Source organism: Lactobacillus colini (genome assembly GCF_017874575.1).
Classification (GTDB): Bacteria; Bacillota; Bacilli; order Lactobacillales; family Lactobacillaceae; genus Lactobacillus; species Lactobacillus colini.
This window is the reverse complement of record NZ_JAGGLU010000004.1, coordinates 37,756-56,759: the sequence shown is the minus strand read 5'-3', so window position 1 is coordinate 56,759 and position 19,004 is coordinate 37,756. Positions and strand designations below refer to the sequence as shown.

The window sequence follows — 19,004 nt, the reverse complement described above, 5'->3', positions numbered from 1 at the left end:
AAAATGTTTAAAAAATTAAATACTTGGATTATTAAGATAATTATTATAATAGGAGTAATTATTGCAACATTTTTTACTGTTCATAGTAGTATTACTATGTCATCTTCGACTTCAGGACTAGTTAATTCAGCTTTAAATAAAGCGGCTGCTCAATCAGGTAATAGTAATGTCCGGACTGGAGTTCAATTATTTCAAGCTTTAGGATTAGATAATGCTATTTTAAATCAATTACCTAAAAAAATAGAGATAAAGACTTCTCTAAGTAAATTTAATGCTACTACTAGTTCTTTTCAACAAAATGGTCAGATCGGGATAAATGATTTGGGACTAAAAAATGATACTGACCAAGAAAAGATAATTAACGATTTCTTGATAAAGATAGCTAATGATCAGCTAGATAAGTATGAAAACCAAATAAATAAGTATGCTCAATATTATCGGCTACTATATTATGTGATTTTACTGTTGTATATTATAGCGACTTTAATGATCTTGTTTGGTATTCGTAGTGCAATTATACCGATATTAATTGCTTCAGTTGGCTCATACGAGTTAATGCAATTAGGATCTATGCAATTAACAAGCGTCTTGCATAAACTTATTTATTCTGGAATAAAAATCGATCTAGATAGTGGATTTTTGATAAGTATCACTATTTCAATTATTGTTTCAATTTTTTGGCTATTTGGTGCCAAAATTGGCAAAAAGAAAAAATCCTCAGTAAAATTAACTAGGAAAAAATATAAGCATGCAGCTAATTAGTGTAAAATATACAACATGAGGTGGCAAATTATGAAGAGAGCTATTGTAGCCTTAATGGCAGTTGTTGTGATTTTAATAGGAGCTGTATTTTACTTTACTAAACAAGCACAAGATAAGGCTAACAAGGTTGTAGAGCCTATAACTAGCCAAAAATCTTCATCATCTATTGAGAATAACAAAAATAATAACTCATCAAATAAATCTACTCATAATCGTGCTATTTCCAAGGATAATAAATCCAAGGAAGTATTTTCTAATGATGAGTGGATGCTAATGGGTTACATGGCCTATGCAAGAAAAAACCATAATAATGAGGCGACAGCTAAGTTAATTGAGGATATTGCTCAAGAATTGAGTGATGACGTTTTAAATATTGTAAAAAATTCTGATAATACTTATACTTTGAGCAATAAGTATGGCAGTGTAAATGTTGAAGTAGGGATTAATCAAGTTAAAGTTACGAATGATGGTATTACGATCAACTCTAAGATAGAATTGAAAAAGACTTTCGGCTTATATAAGAATAAACTTGCTCGTATGACGGCAGCTATTAAAAGTAAAGAAGAATAAGTAATAAACCAAGTAGAGGAAGAAGCTTAATAACAATATGACTAAAAATATTATTTTTGTCTGTCATGGGAACATTTGTCGTTCACCAATGGCAGAGTTTATTATGAAAGACATTGTCAATAAGGCTAAAAAAAGCAATCAATACCAGATTGACTCTGCAGCTGCAACACAAGATGCAATTGGTCATAATATTGACTCGCGTGCTCAAAGAACTTTAAATGAGCATAATATACCGTTTTCCAATCATTTTGCACGTCAACTTACGCGTGAAGATTATCAGAAATATGATTATCTAATTGCGCTAGATGAAGAGAACTTTTTTGATATAAATCGTATTTGTGGTGGAGATCCAGATCATAAGGAATATAAATTATTAAACTTTGTTGGTTCTTATGATGATGTTGATGACCCTTGGTATACAGGAGATTTTGAAAAGTCATATCAGGATATTTATCGAGGATGTAAAGCTTTATTTAAAAAGCTTGAAGATAAATAAGTTCTGATATTAAAATTCTATTGTTTAAAGATTTAGCTATTAAACAATAGAATTAATTTTGTAAATGCACTTCTAAAATTTGAAGTGTATTTTTATGTGTTATAAAGAAAAAAGGTGAATTATGACTAAAGCAATAGTAGACCATGCCTTAAGAGCTTTGCTTTATGAAGTAGTAACTAATCCTAAGCCAGGCTTGGTAGATCCTGTTGATGCAGGATCACATTTGGATATGGATGTGTTTACTTTTATTAATAGTAGTTTAGCTTTAGAAGATTACTTAAATTACGCTTGCGAACTAGGAGAAAGTTTTACTGAGTCGGATTTAACAATCATGTTTAATTTACTGCGACAAGCTGGCCTTAATGCAGAAAAAGCAATGCTTAAAGCAACTAATAACGTAAATACACATAAGGGAGCAGTATTTTCTTTAGGGATTTTTGTTTGTGCACAAAGTTATGCTAAAAAGAATCATCAAAATATTTATCAAGTTATTAAAAAAATGTGTAACAATTTAGTAAAAAAAGATTTGTCACAAAAGAAAGTTAATGAAACAGCTGGTGAAAGGCAATATAAGCGTTATGGGTTAGGGGGAGTACGACAGTTAGCTCAAGATGGTTACCCAGTAGTAGAAAAAGTCGCCTATCCATTTTTAATCCAAGCAACTGGAAATTTAAATGAACGTTTTTTAGATACCCTAATAGTGCTAGCTTTAAATACTCAAGACTCAACCTTTATTAAGCGAGCAGGGGGAATTGATAAGCTACCTTGGTTAAAAGAAGTATGTGAACATTACTTAGATTTAGGTGGTAGTAAAATGCCAGCAGGTTTTGCTTATCTAAGAAAATTAAATAAGATCTTTAAAGAAAATAACTATAGTTTAGGAGGATGTGCGGACTTATTAATTTTGACTATCTTTATGGCATTAGAAAATAACGAATTATAAAAGGGATAGATCTTGGTAACAAAAATTCCAAATCTATCCCTTTTTGGCTACTAAGCCGATTTAAAAACTAGTGATTTACCTTTACTCCAGCAAGAATGAATAAAGAACGCTGAGGAAAAGCTTAAGCACCATGTTAGAACATAGGTTACTATAATTCCTAACCACGTATTTGAAATAGTTAAGCTTTTAGTGAAACTTAGCCAGAGAACTTGTGACCATAAAATATTTGAAAGAAAAGCTTTATAGGCAAAATTGGCAAACTTATGGACCGTTTTTGTAAAAGCAATGTTTTTATCAATTTGAAAATATCCTAGTGATGCGATTAGTAAAATAATTAGCATCGCATAAATCATCATTGAAGGCTTGTAGTAAGGTGAATTATTTAAGTCAATTGGAAAGCCAAAATTAAATAACTCTTGATTAATCCAAATAAATACAAAAATAGTTGCGATTAATAGCCATAGCCAAATTTTCTTTAGATTTCTCTTAAGTTGATCGTTGAATTGCCAAGCAAGAGCACCACTAATTCCATAGATTAAAAAGCTAATAAAGATTCGATCACAAAGATACCAATCGACCTGATGAGGTCCATGAAAAATTTGTGTATCATACATTGCTAACCACACTCCAGTGATTAAAATTGCTATCATTAGAGTGATTAGACCGCGATGACTATCATGCTTGACTAAATTGACAATGCCCCAAAAAACTGGCATCAATAAAATAAATTGTAACATCATTGTGTTATACCACATATGAGGTGCCGCATTACCGTTAACAAATTGCCACATAAATGAACTAATATCAGTATAGTGATTAGCTTGTTGCACCCATGGTAGGAACAATAAGTAAATCAAGGTCCACCAAATTGTTGGTATAAATAATGCATGCCAAGTATTGTTCATATAGGTTGGATAATGCTGCATATTGGAGGTTGTGCGAATAGTTGTATAGAGAATACCAAAGATAAAGGCGGGGGCTGTATACTTAACCAAGTTAAAAATTATGCCAATCCAAATCGAAGAAAGATGACTTGGATTAGTTTTAAGTGCCATTGATAAGATCGGCTGCAACATTACCGCAGTACAAGCAAAAAGCTTAAGGTAGTCGCCAATATCTGTTATTTCTGATTTTTTTGTCATGTTACCGCTTCTTTCTAGTGAGGATGAGCGGATTGAAACACTTTTATTTTAAAACTTTTTCTTAAAATTGCCAATTAGTCAATTGCTTTGAGTATTATTAACGAATAGATCTACTAATTCGTTAGCTAATAATCTTGTCATTCGATCTTCGTTAGCCTTCCCTTCAACAAGATAAATATTTCTTTTTAGATCAATATCTTTAACTTTAACTAGGTGTAATTCTTTGCCGATATTATGCCAACTGATAGCTGGTATAAAGCCTACTCCCACATGTGCCATTAATAATTCTCGAATTGTTGCTGGATCATCAGATTCATATTGATAATTTAAAAATATCTTCTTTTTGGCAAAGGCTTTATCAAGTGTATTTCTAAGTGGATTATTAGCTCCCAGACTAACTATGGGTAGCTTTTTAAGCAGACTAGCGTTGATTTCGTTATTAGAAAACTCATTACCAGCAGTACCAATATAAATTTTTTCTTTTAATAGGCTTACATAGTTAAAGTTATCATCAGGCTTATGAGAGGTAATAATGAAATCGAATTTTTTAAGATCGTTACTAGCTGATATTCGTTGTGTTAACTGAACAGGTGCATCAGGGTAGATATGATGGATTCGCTTAATTATCTCAGGGATAAGAGATGAAGCTACCTCAACTAATAACTTAATTGGCTTTTGTCGAATAGATGTATGAGAACTAACAGCATCAATTCCCTTTTGAATTTCAGTTAAGGCTGGCTCAATATAGCTTAAAAAAACATGCCCTGCTTGGGTTAATTCGACACCGCGATCTAGTCTGCGGAATAGCTTAGTGCCGAGTTCTTTTTCTAGTTCTTTTATTTGCTTAGTCATTGCTGGTTGACTAATATAAGCCTTTTTAGCTCCTTGAGAAATACTTTGTGTTTGAGCTACGTAAAGAAAGTTTCTTAATTGAATCAAGTTCATTATTTCACCTATAACTATTAATTATGACTATTACTATAATTCATTATACTTTTTGAAATATTGGGATTAAAGTAAAAGTTGTGAGGTTGAGATAGTGATTGAAAGAAGGAATATGATGGAGAGTCTGTGGATTTTTCCGGGACAAGGTGGACAACATGAAGGGATGTTGAATAGAATTGACTCGGATTTAAAAAATCATGTTGAAGAATTACTAAATCTTAAACTAAAAGACAGTGCACAAGCTTATCAAGATTCTGTCCAATTACAAGTTGGAATAGCACTCTTACAAGTTGACCAAGTAAGAAAGCTAGCTAAATATAATTTAAAGCCTAACTTAGTTGCAGGACATTCTTTAGGAGTGTTTGCGGCTGCTTATGCTGCAGGAGTTATTAAATTAGACGATTTATTTAGGCTAGTTAAATATCGCGCAACTTTGATGCAGAATTCATATCCTCATGGCTATGGAATGGGAGTTATAGTTGGGCTAGAGCGTAAATATATTGAATCTTTAGTAGCTAAAGTTTCTAGCACTGATATGCCAGTTTATGTATCTAACCAAAATGCGACTTTGCAAACAGCGATTTCAGGTAACTTATCTGCAATAAGAGAAGTGCTTTCTCTTGCAAAAAATAAAGGAGCAAGTAAAGCAATTATTTTAAAAGTTCCAGTTCCATCACATTCCCCTTTAATGAAAAATGTTAGCCAAAAATTGCAAGAAATGCTGGAAACAATTGAATTAAATCGTCCCCAGCGTGTAATTTATTTAGCTAATACTACTGGAAAGCCACTCAGGCAGATTATCAGAATTAAACAGGACTTATCTGATAATGTTTCTAATCCTGTTTATTTTGACACTATGATGTCAGTGGCAACTAATTATCAACCCCAGGTAATTTTAAATTTTTCTCCAGGCAAACCTTTTAAAAAAGTTATTGGGGAAAAGTTTGACCAGATTTCACAAATTTATTTGGATCAAATGAGTATTGAAGATGCGGCTTACCTCTTAGGTAAGTGGGAAAGGAAGTCTAATTGATGAGCAAAAAAAATTGGGCAAGTCATCGCCAAGCAAAAGATGAAAAAATGCAGAGAGTAGCTCCTTTGCTTGAGGGTAAATTTGCCAAAACAAGTGATGTAGTAAAAATTCTAGAACGCCTGCTTAATTCTGGCGATAAGGTAGTTTTAGAAGGAGATAACCAAAAGCAAGCTTCATTTTTATCTAAAGCTTTGGCTAGTGTAGATCCTGAAAAAGTTCATGACCTGCATATGATTATGAGTAGTATTTCCAGACCAGAACACTTAGATATTTTTGAGGATGGAATTGCCAGCAAGATGGATTTTTCATTTGCTGGTCCGCAGAGTACTCGTGTGTCACAAATGATTGCAGATGGTAGCTTAAAAATTGGCGATATTCATACCTACCTAGAATTATATGCCCGTTTATTTATAGATTTAATTCCAAATGTAGTCCTAGTAGCAGCTGATAAGGCTGATAAAGACGGTAATTTATATACTGGCTATAACACAGAAGAAACACCTGTAATTGTAGAATCTGCTGCCTTTAAAGATGGGATTGTCATTGTTCAAACTAATGAAGTTGTTGATAAGCTGCCTAGAGTCGATATTCCAGGGGATTGGGTCGATGTTGTAATTCCAGCTGATGAGCCATACCAATTAGAGCCATTATTTACACGTGATCCTCAACATATAACTGAAACTCAAATATTAATGGGTATGCTAGCGATTCGTGGCATTTATGAAAAGCATAAAGTTCAATCAGTTAACCATGGTGTTGGTTATAACACAGCTGCAATTGAATTATTATTACCAACTTACGGTGAACAATTAGGACTTAAGGGCAAAATTGTACCTAATTGGGAAATCAATCCTACACCAACTTTAATTCCAGCAATTGAATCTGGTTGGGTTCAATCAGTACATAGTTTCGGTGGAGAAGTTGGGATGGAAAAGTACATCGCCGCTCGACCTGATGTATTCTTCGTTGGTAAAGATGGTACTATGCGCTCTAATCGTGCTTTTGGTCAGATGGCTGGTCAATATGCCTTAGATATGTTTGTTGGATCTACTCTTCAAATTGACAAGTATGGTAACTCTTCAACTGTTACTGAAGGACGGCTGTCTGGCTTTGGTGGTGCGCCTAACATGGGCTCTAATCCAACGGGTCGGCGTCATTCAACTCCAGCGTGGCAAAGTTTAAAGCCTGATGATAATCCATTGGGCAAGGGACAAAAACTAGTTGTACAAATGGTAGAAACTTATGGTGCTAATAAACGTCCGGTATTTGTTGATAAATTAGATGCGGTTGAAGTAAGAAAAGAAGCTAAACTTGCAAATGTACCAATTATGATTTATTCGGAAGATACGACACATATTGTAACCGAAGAAGGGATTGCTTATCTTTATAAAACTTCTTCTATGGCAGAACGACAAGCAGCTATTGCCGCTATTGCGGGAGTAACTCCTCTAGGAATGACTAGTGATACTGCAACACTCAATGATTTACGTAATCGTGGAATTGTTGCTCTTCCAGAAGATTTGGGTGTTCGTAGAACAGATGCTAAGCGTTCACTTCTGGCTGCTCAAAATATGTCTGATTTAATTGAATGGTCTAAAGGATTGTATAATCCACCCGCAAAATTCCGCAGTTGGTCATAAGAAAAGAGAGTGTAAAAATGGAAAAATTGAATTTTAAATTTAAAGGAACGGAGCAAGTAAAAAATAAAGCACATGTTGGTGTGGTAGCTTCAGGAGATTTAGAAGTTATTATTAAGCCAACAACTAATTCTGAATCAACTTTAAATATTGTTACCGGTAGTGATGGCTTTAAAGAAGTTTGGCAAAGTGTTTTAAAGCGCTTCTTTGATCGTTATCCATTAATTGCTGATTTTGAAATTAATGACTTTGGTGCAACTCCTGGCGTGGTTAATTTGCGCTTAACACAAGCAATGGAGGCTTTAGAAGATGAAAAATAGTTTTGTAGAATTACATGCCAGAGAACGTGCAATTGTCTTATTAGATAAAGGTAGTAATAGAGAATTAATTGATCCATATGACAATATGATTTCGCCTCATTTAATGCCTCAAGGAATTGTACCTGAATCAGATGATGGTATCATCATTGAAAAAGGAACTTTAGAAGGTAAGAAACTGGTTATTATCTCTATTGAAGGTAACTTTCAAGGTGGAGGTATTGGTGAAGTATCTGGTGCTAAGATTGTTGCTGCTCTAGAACATGTCTTAGAAGATAATAAGAACGGAATCGAAGAATATCCGATTATTATTCTTGATACCGGTGGCGTACGTTTGCAAGAAGCAAATTATGGTTTACTTTCAATTTCTGAAATTCAAAACCAAATTGTTGCTTTGAAGAAGTATGTTCCAGTTATTGGTTTAGTTCCCGGAAGAGTAGGTAGCTTCGGTGGTATGTCAATCACTAATGCAATTATGTCTTACATAATCGGTACAAATCGTGCTCGTATAGGGCTAAATGGACCAGAAGTTATTGAGCAAGAAGCTGGGGTAAGAGAATTTGATTCCAGCGATAAAGATTTAATTTGGAATACTTTAGGTACTACTCAGCGCCAAGCTACAGGGTTAATAGATGAAGTGATTGACGATGATATTGATAGTTTTAAGAAGGCAATTTTGAGTGCTATTAACGAAAAAAAGGACAGTCATAAGACTGAGAGAACCGACTTTTATCTATCATTATTAGATAGTCTAGATCCTAGCGAAAAGTTAAATATTTCTAGTTATCAAAAGATATTTGATAATGTTAAAGAACAAGAGCATCATTTACCTCAAGCTGTAGCTAGTGATAAGAAGCATACTAAGAGTCGCGGTAGACAGTGGTTTGAACAATTAACTGGCATAAAAAATGCAGACAGTGATGTGTCTACTGTCCTGCATGCTAAAAAAGATGGTTTTGAATATATTGCGATTGTTCCTGATGAAAATAACCCTTTCCCACGGGTACGTCATGGTGAAGTTGGTCTATTAGAAGGATACACTGTTGCTAGTGTTGTTAATGACTTAATTAATAGCGAGAAAAATACTCCAAAAGAAGAAAAGACACCAATCATTATGGTAGTGGACGTTCCATCTCAAGCTTATGGTTATAATGAAGAATTAATTGGTATTCATATGGCATTGGCTGCTAGCGCAAATGCTTATGCTAAGGCACGTCAAGCAGGACATAAGCTAATTGCATTTGTTCCTGGGGATGCAGTTTCTGGTGGGTTCTTGGCACACGGCTTACAGTCAAACCGTTTAATTGCATTAGATGATCTGGATATTACTGTGCAAGCGATGAGTAAGGCTTCGGCTGCCAGAATTACGCAAAGAACAATTGCTGAATTAGAAGAAGCTACTAAGCATGTGCCTGCGATGGCTTATGATATTGAAAACTATCAAAAACTAGGAGCCCTCTATACTTTAATCAAGGGTGTAAAAGGTTATGATAGCGATGAAGCAAGTATTTCTAAAGTAAGGGCAGCTATTGATGCCGCGTTAGCTGATGACGATGATGAAACCTTAAAGTTCCGTTATACTAATAAAATTGCTAAAGAAAGCGGAAGAAAAGCAACTAATCAAATCCGTAAGATGATGGATGAACAATGGGACAAGTAGCAGTTCATGACTTGCTGCATGTGAAGGATATTAATAAAATTCAAATCAATGGTGTCATACCCGAATGGGCTAGAGATATGTTACAAAGATCATCATATGTGATTGTTAGACGTGGTGATCAAAATCAAAAAATTCCAGTAGGAATTCGTGGTTTAAAAAAATCCCAAAGACTAGCTGCTTGGATTGATTATGATAATTTTGACAAAATTTTTACACCAATAAATGCAGTAAAAAAATTTCAACAAAATAACAATCATCGTTTTGAATTACCGGCTTTTAAGCTATTAAAAAAGCTAATCCCAATTATGAAAAATTATAAGTGGGGAGTAGGCGGTAGTTTAGAATATGAACTTGCAACAGGTATTCATATGGTACATCAGACCAGTGATGTTGATGTAATTATGTATCAGCCAAACGAGATATCACGTCAAGATGCCAAAAATTTGATTGATAAGTTACATCAAATTTCTATTGTTCATGCAGATATTCAAGTTGTATATGATGATATAGGATTCTCGCTTGAAGAATATGCTTGGGGTAAAAATAAAGAAATTCTAGTTAAGACTAATGCAGGTCCTAGGCTAGTAACTGATCCTTGGAAGATAGATTAATAAAAGTACAAATTTATGGCATTTTTTAAAGCAATAGAATTGAAAGGCACCGCTTCGGCGATGTCTTTTTTTGTGTATAATTAAAGAAAATAGTACAAATTGGAGAACATTATGGATAGAAAAAAGATACTTTTATTATCAACAGGTGGCACGATTGCCTCTGTTGTATCTGAAGATGGTTTAGTGCCTAAGCAATCGGGTGAAGATTTAATTCAATTATTGGGTGATATGCCATATGAGATTGATGTAAAGGATATTTTACAATTAGATTCGTCTAATATTCAGCCTGAAGAGTGGCAAATTATTGCAGAAAACATTTACAAATATCGTAATGACTATGATGGCATTGTTCTTTCTCATGGTACTGATACTATGGCTTATACAGCTTCAATGTTGTCTTTTATGATACAAGATTTAAATTTACCGGTTGTTTTGACTGGGAGTCAAGTTCCAATTAATGTAATGTGGAGTGATGCACCTGATAATTTGCGCTTGGCTTTTGCGGCAGCTTCTCGTTGCAAGCCAGGGGTTTATCTAGCATTTAATAGAAAGGTAATGTTAGGATGTCGCAGTGTAAAGGTACGAACTATTAATTTTAATGCGTTTGAGAGTGTTAATGTTCCACCGATTGCTACTGTTACTTCAGATGGCCTAGTTTTTAATAAAAACTTGTCATATATTCCTCGAAGCAATTTAGCCTGTAAATTAAATACAAAAATTAATACAAATGTTTCCTTAGTTAAATTATTTCCAGGATTTGATACTAAATTACTATTTGCCTTAGCTGACAGTGGCTGTAAAGGAATTGTAATTGAAGCATATGGCTTGGGAGGTATGACTAATATTAGAAGAAACATGGTTGCAGCAGTAGGAGATTTAATTAAGCAAGGGATACCTGTAATTGCTAGCAGCCAATGCCTATATGAACGCAGTGACTTGACTAAATATGAAGTAGGTCGTCGAGCATTACTTGAGGGAGCAATTAGTGCACGCGATATGACTTCAGAAAGTGCAATTACTAAGCTGATGTGGGGAATAGGTCAAGGAATGGATATTCGCCAGATTACGAAATTTTTTGATACTAATATTGTTGGTGAGGTTACATTAGACTAACTAATATATTTATTTTGTGATATGCTTATAAAACCTAAAGAAATTATTGATAATAAAGCTAAATACCGCTTACATAATATGCTAAAATAGAACTATAGAATTTGAAAGAAGGTATAGAGATGTTTGCAACGGTGTTTTACTGGTGTGTTGTAGTAGTTGCATGCCTTTGGGGTGTATGGTCATTAGTTTGGTCATTAATTTATTTGGCTAAACGTGAAAATGGAAACTTATGGATTTTTGCAATTATAAATGTCTTAGGTGTTATTGCATTAGCTTTACTTTATTGGATTTATGGCTCACAGGATAATCAATGGTATTGGTTTGCATCTAAACAAACTAACATTGCTTACTTAGTATATATGCTTTATTTCTATCTTGTTTTGGTTATCTTCCAGGGTTTGGGAGGAATTACCAAAAGAGCCAAAGCATAATTTGTTTATTATAGGGCCTGATTAAAGTTAATCGGGTCTTTTACTTTAGGTGGAAAATGACAATAAAAAAATATTTTAAATTTGTAGATATAAAGACATCTATTTTATCGCTATATGCTTATGCTTTAAGTGCGGCATTCATATTCTATTATTTAGGAAATTGGAATTGGCTTAATGCTATAGTATTTTTTATTGCAGAATTAATTCAGGATAATATGGTTACTGGAATTAACAACGTCATGGATTATCGCAATGCCAAAACAGAAAAAACACGTAGTCAGAATGTAATGGCAAGAGAGAAGATCTCAATGACAAGTGCAGTTGCAGTAATTATAATTTTGCTAACTATATCTGTAATTGCTGGTATTTGGCTCTGTTTTAGAACTAATTGGTTTCTGTTAGTTGCGGGGATGGTCTTATTTGGAATTGTGTGCTGCTACACTGCAGGTCCATTTCCGATTGATAAGATGCCAATTGGGGAGTTCTTTTGTGGGATTGCTCAAGGAATGGGTGTACCATTTTTATTTGCATATGTTAACGATAATTATGAGCGATTAATTACACTGAATTTTACTAATATTGGAAATGATTTTACTTTTAATGTACATGGTTCCTTATTAGCATTGATTGCAATAATATTAGTGTGTTATCCGTCGATGATGCTCAATTCTGGAGTAATGCTAGCTAATAATATGTCAGATATAGAAAATGATAAGTTAGATCATCGCTATACTTTGCCAATTGTTTTTGGAACTAAAAAGGCTGCTAATTTATATCGCTTTTATGGTTATTCTCCATATTTAGCTATTATTTTAGCTGTAATTTTAAAAATGTCACCGATATTTTCTTTATTAACATTACTTACATTTCCAAAGGTTCGCAAGAATGTTGAAACTTTCCTTGCTAATCCAGGAAAAGGAACAACTTTTCCAACTTCTTTAGCTAATTACAGGTTAGTAGTTGGTATTCAGGCTTTAACAATGTTTATTGGGGCATTACTTCATTTCTAAAACAAATAAAAAGACCTTCAATTCAATGTCTTTAAGATAAAATAACACTGAATTGAAGGCTTTCTTTTTAATAGTTACGAATGAATAATTTATTAATGATCCATTCGATATTTTTACTACGTTGATACTGATCAAAATCATTTTTAAGTAAATGCAATGCTTTATTAGTATATTGATTTGCTAATGCTTCTGTAGACTTTATACCACCATATTTTTGTACAAGATGGTTAATTTGCGACAGATCTGTTTTGTTAATTTTTTTGCCTTTTTGGACCAGGTTTAATAAATTGTCATTCTCATCATTTTTTAGAGCAAAAATTAGAGGACCTGTATAGATTCCATTAACAATATCAGCAAGTACTGGCTTGTTTAAAATATCACTTTTAGATGTGTAATCTAAGACATCATCCTTTAATTGAAAAGCCATGCCGATGTTTTCTCCGATTTTTTCAGCTATTTTAGCTTGTTTTCTACTCAATCCACCTTCTAAAGCACCGATAAAGCATGAGTAGCCAAACAAAATAGCAGTTTTGCCTTTTATTTGATTAAGGTAATCTCTCTCAGTAATTTTAATGTTGAATTCATTTCCAAACTGTGCAGTTTCACCAGCAAGAATATTTCGCATTGCATTGCTGTTCATTCTTAAATTGGTAATTTTAGAAGTATTTCCGCTTAATAATTGTAGTGATAAAGCAAATAAATAGTCTCCTGCATAGACAGCAATTTGCTTTCCGTATTTTTTTTGAATTGAAGTTTTTCCATGTCGACGAGGTGATTCATCAATAATATCGTCATGGATCAGTGTAGCATTATGAAGTACCTCAATTGATGCTGCGATATTTAATAACTTTTTATTTAGTTGTGACTTTTCTAGTTGACCAAATTCAAGAGCTAAAGCAGGGCGTAATTGTTTTCCGGTAGTTGAAAAAGTGTATTGTAAAGCTTCTCCTAGTTTACCCTTTGTAGGTTTAATATTATTCATAATAATTGGATTAATCTGTTTTAGTTCTTGTTCTATTTCAGGCATGTCTTGCCAAAATCTTAGTTCGTTGGACATGAGAATTACCTTTCAGAAGTAAATAGTTTGTTCTTGACGAAGGAAAAAGTATTGAGATAGGGCAGAAAATAATAGCTAGCGGCTCCAACCATAAATCCAGAGATGATACCCATTACAGCCAAAACCGGAAGATAAAGCATGATATACCAGCTTTGTGCAACTATACTTGCAATTATCAATTGCCCCAGGTTATGAATAATCCCGCCTACAATTGAAATGCCAATAATACTCATGAATCGTGGATAGAATATCATGAATAGTTTCATTGCAAATAAACTAAGAAAAGCCCCTAAAAAAGCATAAATAAAAGTTGATAATGTTCCAGAAATAAGTGCAGATAAAGTTACACGCAAGAAAGTTAGAATGATGCAGTCATTAAACGGTAAAGTTAATAGTGCGATCATTGTAACAATATTAGTTAACCCGATTTTTGCTCCTGGAGCAAAAGCAAAAATTGGTGGGAAACTTTGCTCGACAATTCCTAAAATGATTCCTTGAGCACATAAAATTCCTAGAAAAACAGTTTGTCTTAAATCTTGTTTATTTGTCATTATGGATTTACCAAAGTATGATCGAAATTCATCTTTTTATTTTTATGAGTTGGATTAGTTTGCTTAATTTCAACAAGAAATTTATGAGGTAAGCAGACAATAGTCTGTCCAGCAGCTTTTTTCCATCCTTCTCTAACACAAACTTGGTCTTTACAATTAGCCTCAAGCATTCTAATTTTATTATTTTTAACTTGTAAAGTATTAGAATGACCGTTTTTGCTATAGGTCCAAGTTGTGTCCTGATTTAGTGGAATTTCTTTAATTTGATGATTATTAACCTTAATTACTGCAATAATTTGGGAATTATTTGTCTTATTATGATTTTTTAAAAAGTAGAATGGTATGAAACTAAGAATTAGCAAAAGTGCAGCAACTAAGATATCACCAATTTTTATTTTTTGTTTCATGCTGTATTTACTCTAATCAATTAAAAAGGTCTTATAGCCATATTACTATAGGACCTTAATTATCAATCTATATTTTAGTTCTTTATGCCATTTTTGTCGACATGATATATTGGACGCAAGATGCCATATCGTGCTTTACCCAGCTTCTTTTCAAGCCAAGGAACAAACCACATGTCAAGACCAAATGACCTACCAGATCCATTCATTACAGCAATGGCAGCAAAGAACATCCAAACATTAACCCAGTAATTCATCCCCGATAAACAGAATATTGCAATAAATACTGCACTCATACCACCAGCTAAAAATGTACATAGGCCAATTACTAATAGAATTCCTAGTAAAATTTCAGTAACGGTCATTATCTTTTGGGCATTAAGGGCAGCGGCTCTATTAGGGATAACTATTTTAGTCATAGCTTGAACCCAATGGGGCATTTGATCGAATACCGGCATGGGTGAATGGCCATAGTCATAGTTAAGTGAAAATTGAACGGCATTTGCAGTAGCAGCAGCTGCCTTATCACTTGCCGCAGTAGTGACTGCTGCCTTAGAACTAGCTCCACTGGTGGCAGCTTGAACAAGCCAAGGGAAGTTTAATTGCAATTTATTTGTGAACCATGATCCAGGACCTTGAACTTTATACCAACAGTCAATTAACCACATCATTCCTAAGAAAATTCTTAGAGGAACTGTCCACAAGACATTGCCGTAGCGATTGAGATTACCACGCCAAAGTGTAGGACGCTTAATTCTAAACCATTCGTCCATAATATAATGAAAGAGGTAGTAGCCTGAATAAATTTCAATAAAGTAAATCATATCGACTAAGTCTTTCATTAAGATTGCAAAAAATCCACTTAAATGGAAAGTATTAATTAATGATGCTACACCCCAGCTTGGACCAAGTGAAACCATAAAGCCAGAATAAGTACCCTTAAACTTCGTTGGTTTGCTATTATTAATTTGTGCAAGAATATTTTTATAGGCACACTTACCAGCAGATTCTGCGCCTTGGACAACTTGTGGCTCACCACGACCACTACCGTTAGCATCGTACATTGCCACATCACCAATAACGTAAATAGATGGGTCGTTAGGAATTTGTGAGTATTGGTTAACAACTATTCTACCTGCTCTAGCAGTTTCAAAGCCGAAATCCTTAGCAGATTCAACAGCCTTAACTCCAGCTGTCCAAATCAAAGTTCTAGTAGGGAAGGTGTCGCCACTCTTTAGATCAATATGATCTTCATGTACACCTACTACACCAGTATTAACTTTAATTTGAACACCATGCTTAGTTAAGTATTTCTCTGCTTTGTTTGCATCTGAACGATCGAGCATGTTCATGACAGTAGGTGCCATTTCCATCATGGTAATTTTGATTTCGTCTGGGTTTAGATTATATCTCTTTGCCAGTTCCGGCTTCCATGAGTTTAATTCCCCAGCCATTTCAGTTCCAGTAAAGCCTGTACCTACAATGACGAAATTTAAGAATTGCTTTCTTTTTTCTGGGTTACGTTCTTTTGAACCTAAATGAACCATTAAATCAATATGATCTCTAAGTCTTTCAGCATCATCTAAACTGCCTAATGTGAAACCATGTTCTTTAACACCTGGTGTACCAAAATCATTAGGTTGTGATCCAATTGCCAAAACAGCGTAATCATATGAATATTCACCATATTTACCAATTATTTTTTTAGAATTTTGATCAATTTTAATAATATTATCTGTAACGACGTCAACGTTTTTTCTTCGAGAGAATAATCTCTGTAAGTCGTATTTAAGTGAATTAGAATCGACACGATTTGCCGCAACTTCATGCAGAGAAGTCATCATCGTCATATATGGATTTTTATCAATTAGGGTAATTTTTACATTTTTATTTTTTTTAAGCTTTTTTGCTAAGTGCTTAGTGGTATATAAACCGCCAAATCCGCCACCTATAACCACGATATTGGTTGAGGTCATAATTGTCTACCTTCCTAAATTAAATCAGATTATATGTTTATAAAATTATTATACAAATAAATACTCTACTAATAAAGTGCTTTTATTCACATAAATAAAGTTTTATATAAGACTAAAGTTGTGATAATATATAAGTAAGCGCTGTAAAATATCTAAAAAGGGTCAATATTTTAATCATCTAAAAGCTAAAACTTATAGATGATTTGTGATAAAATACACATAGATAGCATTTATATGAGTATATTGATAGATAGGGGTTCAATCATGAAGGTTAAAAAGATTATCTATGGAGTTTCTATGGCAGCTTTGTCAGCTTTAATGCTTACTGCATGCTCAACAACAGCAAGTAATTCGAGTTCAAGCAAGTCGAGTTCATCAACTAGTAAGACTACTCAAGTTAAGAAGCAAAAAGTGGGTAAACAAGTTGCTGGTGCAAAATTAAAGGATGGCACCTATAAGCTTGTTGAAGATAATTATAGTCATGGTTATAAAGTAACGATGTCGATGACTGTCAAAGATGGAAAAGTTGTTGATGCTAGTTATGACCAAGTTAACAAGGATGGAAAATCCAAGACTAAAGATGCTTCATATGAAAAGCAAATGAAGAAGTATTCAAAAGTCGGTCCTAAAGAATATATTGACATTTTAAGTAAAGAATTTAAAGAAAACGGTGCTAACGTTAGTGGCATTCAAACCGTATCCGGAGCTACCCATTCAAGTGATAGCATGAGAAATTATGCTAATCAGTTGGTTCAAGCAGCACAAAAGGGTGATACTGCAACTATCCACATTAATAACGGTGCTAAATATAAGGATGGAACCTATAAACTTGAAACACTAAACTATGATCATGGATATCATCAAGTTTATACTTTAGTAATTAAAAATGGTAAAGTCGCGGATCTTACCTATGATCAATTGAACAAGAAGGGCGTATCTAAGACTAAGAATACTTCATATGAGAAGCAAATGAAGAAGTATTCAAAAGTCGGTCCTAAAGAGTACATTGCAAAACTGAAAAAGGAATTTTTAGATAACAATGGAAATATGGAAAAAGTTCAGGTAGTGTCTGGTGCTACTGAGTCATCGAATGACTTTATAGCATACGTTTCTCAATTACTTAATGCAGCACAGAAAGGCAACACTAAGACTATAAAAGTTGATAATATTATTTATAAGGAATAGTTTAAGTTAACTGATAGAGGGGATAGTGTTAAGCTATCTCCTCTTTTTATGGAGAAACATGAAAAAAATAGTAACATCATTATTAGCAATATGTATGTTTATTCTTGGGGGATGCAGTACGCAAAGCTCCAGACCTGCAAAGCAAGAAACTAAATTAACAACTCAACCAACTCAAGATACGCAATTTTTAATGGGAACAGTTTGTACAATTAAAATTTATAATAAAAAAAAGACTCTAGCCTTGGAAGACGGATTTGACCGTATTAAACAACTGGCAGATAAAATTACTGTTAATCAAAAAGGTAGTGAAGTAGATAAGATTAATGAATATGCTGGTAAAAAGCCGGTAAAAGTTTCAAAAGATGTCTATAATTTATGTAAGATAGCTTATGATTATAGTGAAAACTCTGATGGCTCTTTTGATATGGCTATTGGTCCAATTACCAGCTTATGGCGAATTGGGTTTCCAGATGCACATAAGCCAACAGCAAGTCAGATAGATAAGCAACTTAAGCTAGTAAATTATCATGATGTGCATTTTAATGATAAAAATCGAACAGTATACTTATCAAAGAAGGGTATGAAGTTAGATTTAGGTGGAATTGCTAAAGGTTATATAACTGATCAGGTAAAAAAGACCTTAGTCAAAGATGGTGTCACTAGTGCTATTATTGATTTAGGTGGTAATGTTTATGTGCTAGGACCTTCGCCGACAAATCATAGTAATTGGACAGTAGGTATTCAAGATCCTAAGAAAAGTAGAGGTACTGCAATCGGATCAATTCCTGAAATGAATAAAACAGTAGTGACATCAGGAATCTATGAGCGCTATTTAAAAGTTGGCAATACTATTTATAGTCATTTAATGAATCCTAAAACTGGTTACCCTTACCAAAATAATATTATGGGTGTAACAATTGTAACGACTAATTCGGTTGATGGAGACGCCTTATCAACTGCAACTTATGACAAGGGATTAGTCAAGGGATTCAATTATATTGAAAAAAAGAAAAATACCGATGCTATTTTTATTACAAAAAATAAAAAGGTGTACGTTACTAGTGGATTAAAAAATAAGTTTAAATTATTTAAAGACTCTGGTTATAAATTAACTCAGTTAAAGTAAAGAAAAAGTAGGATGGCAATTTTACATAAAAAATT

The 19,004-nt window shown here is 33.6% G+C and carries 20 protein-coding genes; 14 read left to right on the top strand and 6 right to left on the bottom strand.

From position 1 onward, the window contains the following. Window positions 1–3: 3 nt before the first annotated feature. The 4 genes from J2Z60_RS04605 to citG all read left to right on the top strand — a co-directional run bounded on the left by J2Z60_RS04605 (window position 4) and on the right by citG (window position 2,771). The gene (locus J2Z60_RS04605; RefSeq protein WP_209686504.1) at window positions 4–762 is read left to right on the top strand and encodes a hypothetical protein; all 759 of its coding nucleotides are present in this window, start codon (window positions 4–6) and stop codon (window positions 760–762) included. A gap of 30 nt (window positions 763–792) precedes the next feature. After that, on the top strand, window positions 793–1,332 hold the full coding sequence (locus J2Z60_RS04600) for a hypothetical protein (protein ID WP_209686503.1): 540 nt from the start codon (window positions 793–795) through the stop codon (window positions 1,330–1,332). A 37-nt stretch (window positions 1,333–1,369) separates the two neighbouring features. Then, window positions 1,370–1,828, top strand: coding sequence for a low molecular weight protein-tyrosine-phosphatase (locus J2Z60_RS04595; RefSeq protein WP_209686502.1), 459 nt, complete (start codon window positions 1,370–1,372; stop codon window positions 1,826–1,828). Window positions 1,829–1,946: 118 nt separating this feature from the next. After that, window positions 1,947–2,771, top strand: a complete 825-nt coding sequence (gene citG, locus J2Z60_RS04590; RefSeq protein ID WP_425352219.1) for a triphosphoribosyl-dephospho-CoA synthase CitG — start codon at window positions 1,947–1,949, stop codon at window positions 2,769–2,771. Window positions 2,772–2,821: 50 nt separating this feature from the next. Here citG and J2Z60_RS04585 read toward each other — a convergent pair whose 3' ends face one another. Further along, window positions 2,822–3,913 (bottom strand): acyltransferase family protein, encoded by a 1,092-nt coding sequence (locus tag J2Z60_RS04585; RefSeq protein ID WP_209686500.1) that lies wholly within the window; start codon window positions 3,911–3,913, stop codon window positions 2,822–2,824. A 78-nt stretch (window positions 3,914–3,991) separates the two neighbouring features. Then, window positions 3,992–4,858: a LysR family transcriptional regulator gene (locus J2Z60_RS04580; protein WP_209686499.1), complete on the bottom strand. Its 867-nt coding sequence runs from the start codon at window positions 4,856–4,858 to the stop codon at window positions 3,992–3,994. Window positions 4,859–4,952: 94 nt separating this feature from the next. Between J2Z60_RS04580 and J2Z60_RS04575 the strand changes: the two genes are divergently transcribed. From J2Z60_RS04575 to J2Z60_RS04540, 8 genes are all read left to right on the top strand, one after another. Further along, entirely contained in the window at window positions 4,953–5,891 is a 939-nt protein-coding gene (locus J2Z60_RS04575) for an ACP S-malonyltransferase (protein WP_342590242.1), read from the top strand. After that, window positions 5,891–7,531 carry a malonate decarboxylase subunit alpha gene (gene mdcA / locus J2Z60_RS04570; protein WP_209686498.1) on the top strand — a complete coding sequence of 547 codons (1,641 nt, stop codon included), beginning with the start codon at window positions 5,891–5,893 and terminating at the stop codon, window positions 7,529–7,531. Before J2Z60_RS04575 ends, mdcA begins: the two co-directional genes overlap by 1 nt. A gap of 17 nt (window positions 7,532–7,548) precedes the next feature. Further along, window positions 7,549–7,848 (top strand): malonate decarboxylase subunit delta, encoded by a 300-nt coding sequence (locus tag J2Z60_RS04565; protein WP_209686497.1) that lies wholly within the window; start codon window positions 7,549–7,551, stop codon window positions 7,846–7,848. Then, window positions 7,838–9,505, top strand: coding sequence for a biotin-independent malonate decarboxylase subunit beta (mdcD, locus tag J2Z60_RS04560; protein ID WP_209686496.1), 1,668 nt, complete (start codon window positions 7,838–7,840; stop codon window positions 9,503–9,505). The genes J2Z60_RS04565 and mdcD overlap by 11 nt, the downstream gene beginning before the upstream one ends. Further along, window positions 9,493–10,116 (top strand): malonate decarboxylase holo-ACP synthase, encoded by a 624-nt coding sequence (locus J2Z60_RS04555; RefSeq protein WP_209686495.1) that lies wholly within the window; start codon window positions 9,493–9,495, stop codon window positions 10,114–10,116. The genes mdcD and J2Z60_RS04555 overlap by 13 nt, the downstream gene beginning before the upstream one ends. Before the next feature lie 111 nt (window positions 10,117–10,227). Continuing rightward, the gene (locus tag J2Z60_RS04550) at window positions 10,228–11,229 is read left to right on the top strand and encodes an asparaginase (RefSeq protein WP_209686494.1); all 1,002 of its coding nucleotides are present in this window, start codon (window positions 10,228–10,230) and stop codon (window positions 11,227–11,229) included. Window positions 11,230–11,348: 119 nt separating this feature from the next. Then, complete coding sequence (locus J2Z60_RS04545; RefSeq protein ID WP_209686493.1) at window positions 11,349–11,660, top strand: hypothetical protein; 312 nt, start codon at window positions 11,349–11,351, stop codon at window positions 11,658–11,660. A gap of 56 nt (window positions 11,661–11,716) precedes the next feature. Continuing rightward, window positions 11,717–12,670, top strand: coding sequence for a UbiA family prenyltransferase (locus J2Z60_RS04540; RefSeq protein ID WP_209686492.1), 954 nt, complete (start codon window positions 11,717–11,719; stop codon window positions 12,668–12,670). 67 nt (window positions 12,671–12,737) lie between these two features. On the opposite strand, the gene J2Z60_RS04535 is transcribed toward J2Z60_RS04540, so the two are convergent. The 4 genes from J2Z60_RS04535 to J2Z60_RS04520 form a co-directional block, all read right to left on the bottom strand. Then, the gene (locus tag J2Z60_RS04535) at window positions 12,738–13,697 is read right to left on the bottom strand and encodes a polyprenyl synthetase family protein (protein ID WP_245328717.1); all 960 of its coding nucleotides are present in this window, start codon (window positions 13,695–13,697) and stop codon (window positions 12,738–12,740) included. A gap of 35 nt (window positions 13,698–13,732) precedes the next feature. Beyond that, a complete protein-coding gene (locus J2Z60_RS04530) occupies window positions 13,733–14,278 on the bottom strand; it encodes a Gx transporter family protein (protein WP_209686490.1) in 546 nt (181 codons plus the stop codon). Next, window positions 14,278–14,685: a NusG domain II-containing protein gene (locus J2Z60_RS04525; protein WP_209686489.1), complete on the bottom strand. Its 408-nt coding sequence runs from the start codon at window positions 14,683–14,685 to the stop codon at window positions 14,278–14,280. Before J2Z60_RS04525 ends, J2Z60_RS04530 begins: the two co-directional genes overlap by 1 nt. A gap of 74 nt (window positions 14,686–14,759) precedes the next feature. Further along, window positions 14,760–16,658 (bottom strand): NAD(P)/FAD-dependent oxidoreductase, encoded by a 1,899-nt coding sequence (locus J2Z60_RS04520; RefSeq protein ID WP_209686488.1) that lies wholly within the window; start codon window positions 16,656–16,658, stop codon window positions 14,760–14,762. Window positions 16,659–16,922: 264 nt separating this feature from the next. On the opposite strand from J2Z60_RS04520, the gene pplA reads away from it, so the two are divergent. Together pplA and J2Z60_RS04510 are read left to right on the top strand one after the other, a co-directional pair. Continuing rightward, complete coding sequence (gene pplA / locus J2Z60_RS04515) at window positions 16,923–17,843, top strand: extracellular electron transfer flavoprotein PplA (protein ID WP_209686487.1); 921 nt, start codon at window positions 16,923–16,925, stop codon at window positions 17,841–17,843. 58 nt (window positions 17,844–17,901) lie between these two features. Continuing rightward, window positions 17,902–18,969: an FAD:protein FMN transferase gene (locus J2Z60_RS04510; RefSeq protein WP_209686486.1), complete on the top strand. Its 1,068-nt coding sequence runs from the start codon at window positions 17,902–17,904 to the stop codon at window positions 18,967–18,969. Window positions 18,970–19,004 lie beyond the last annotated feature (35 nt).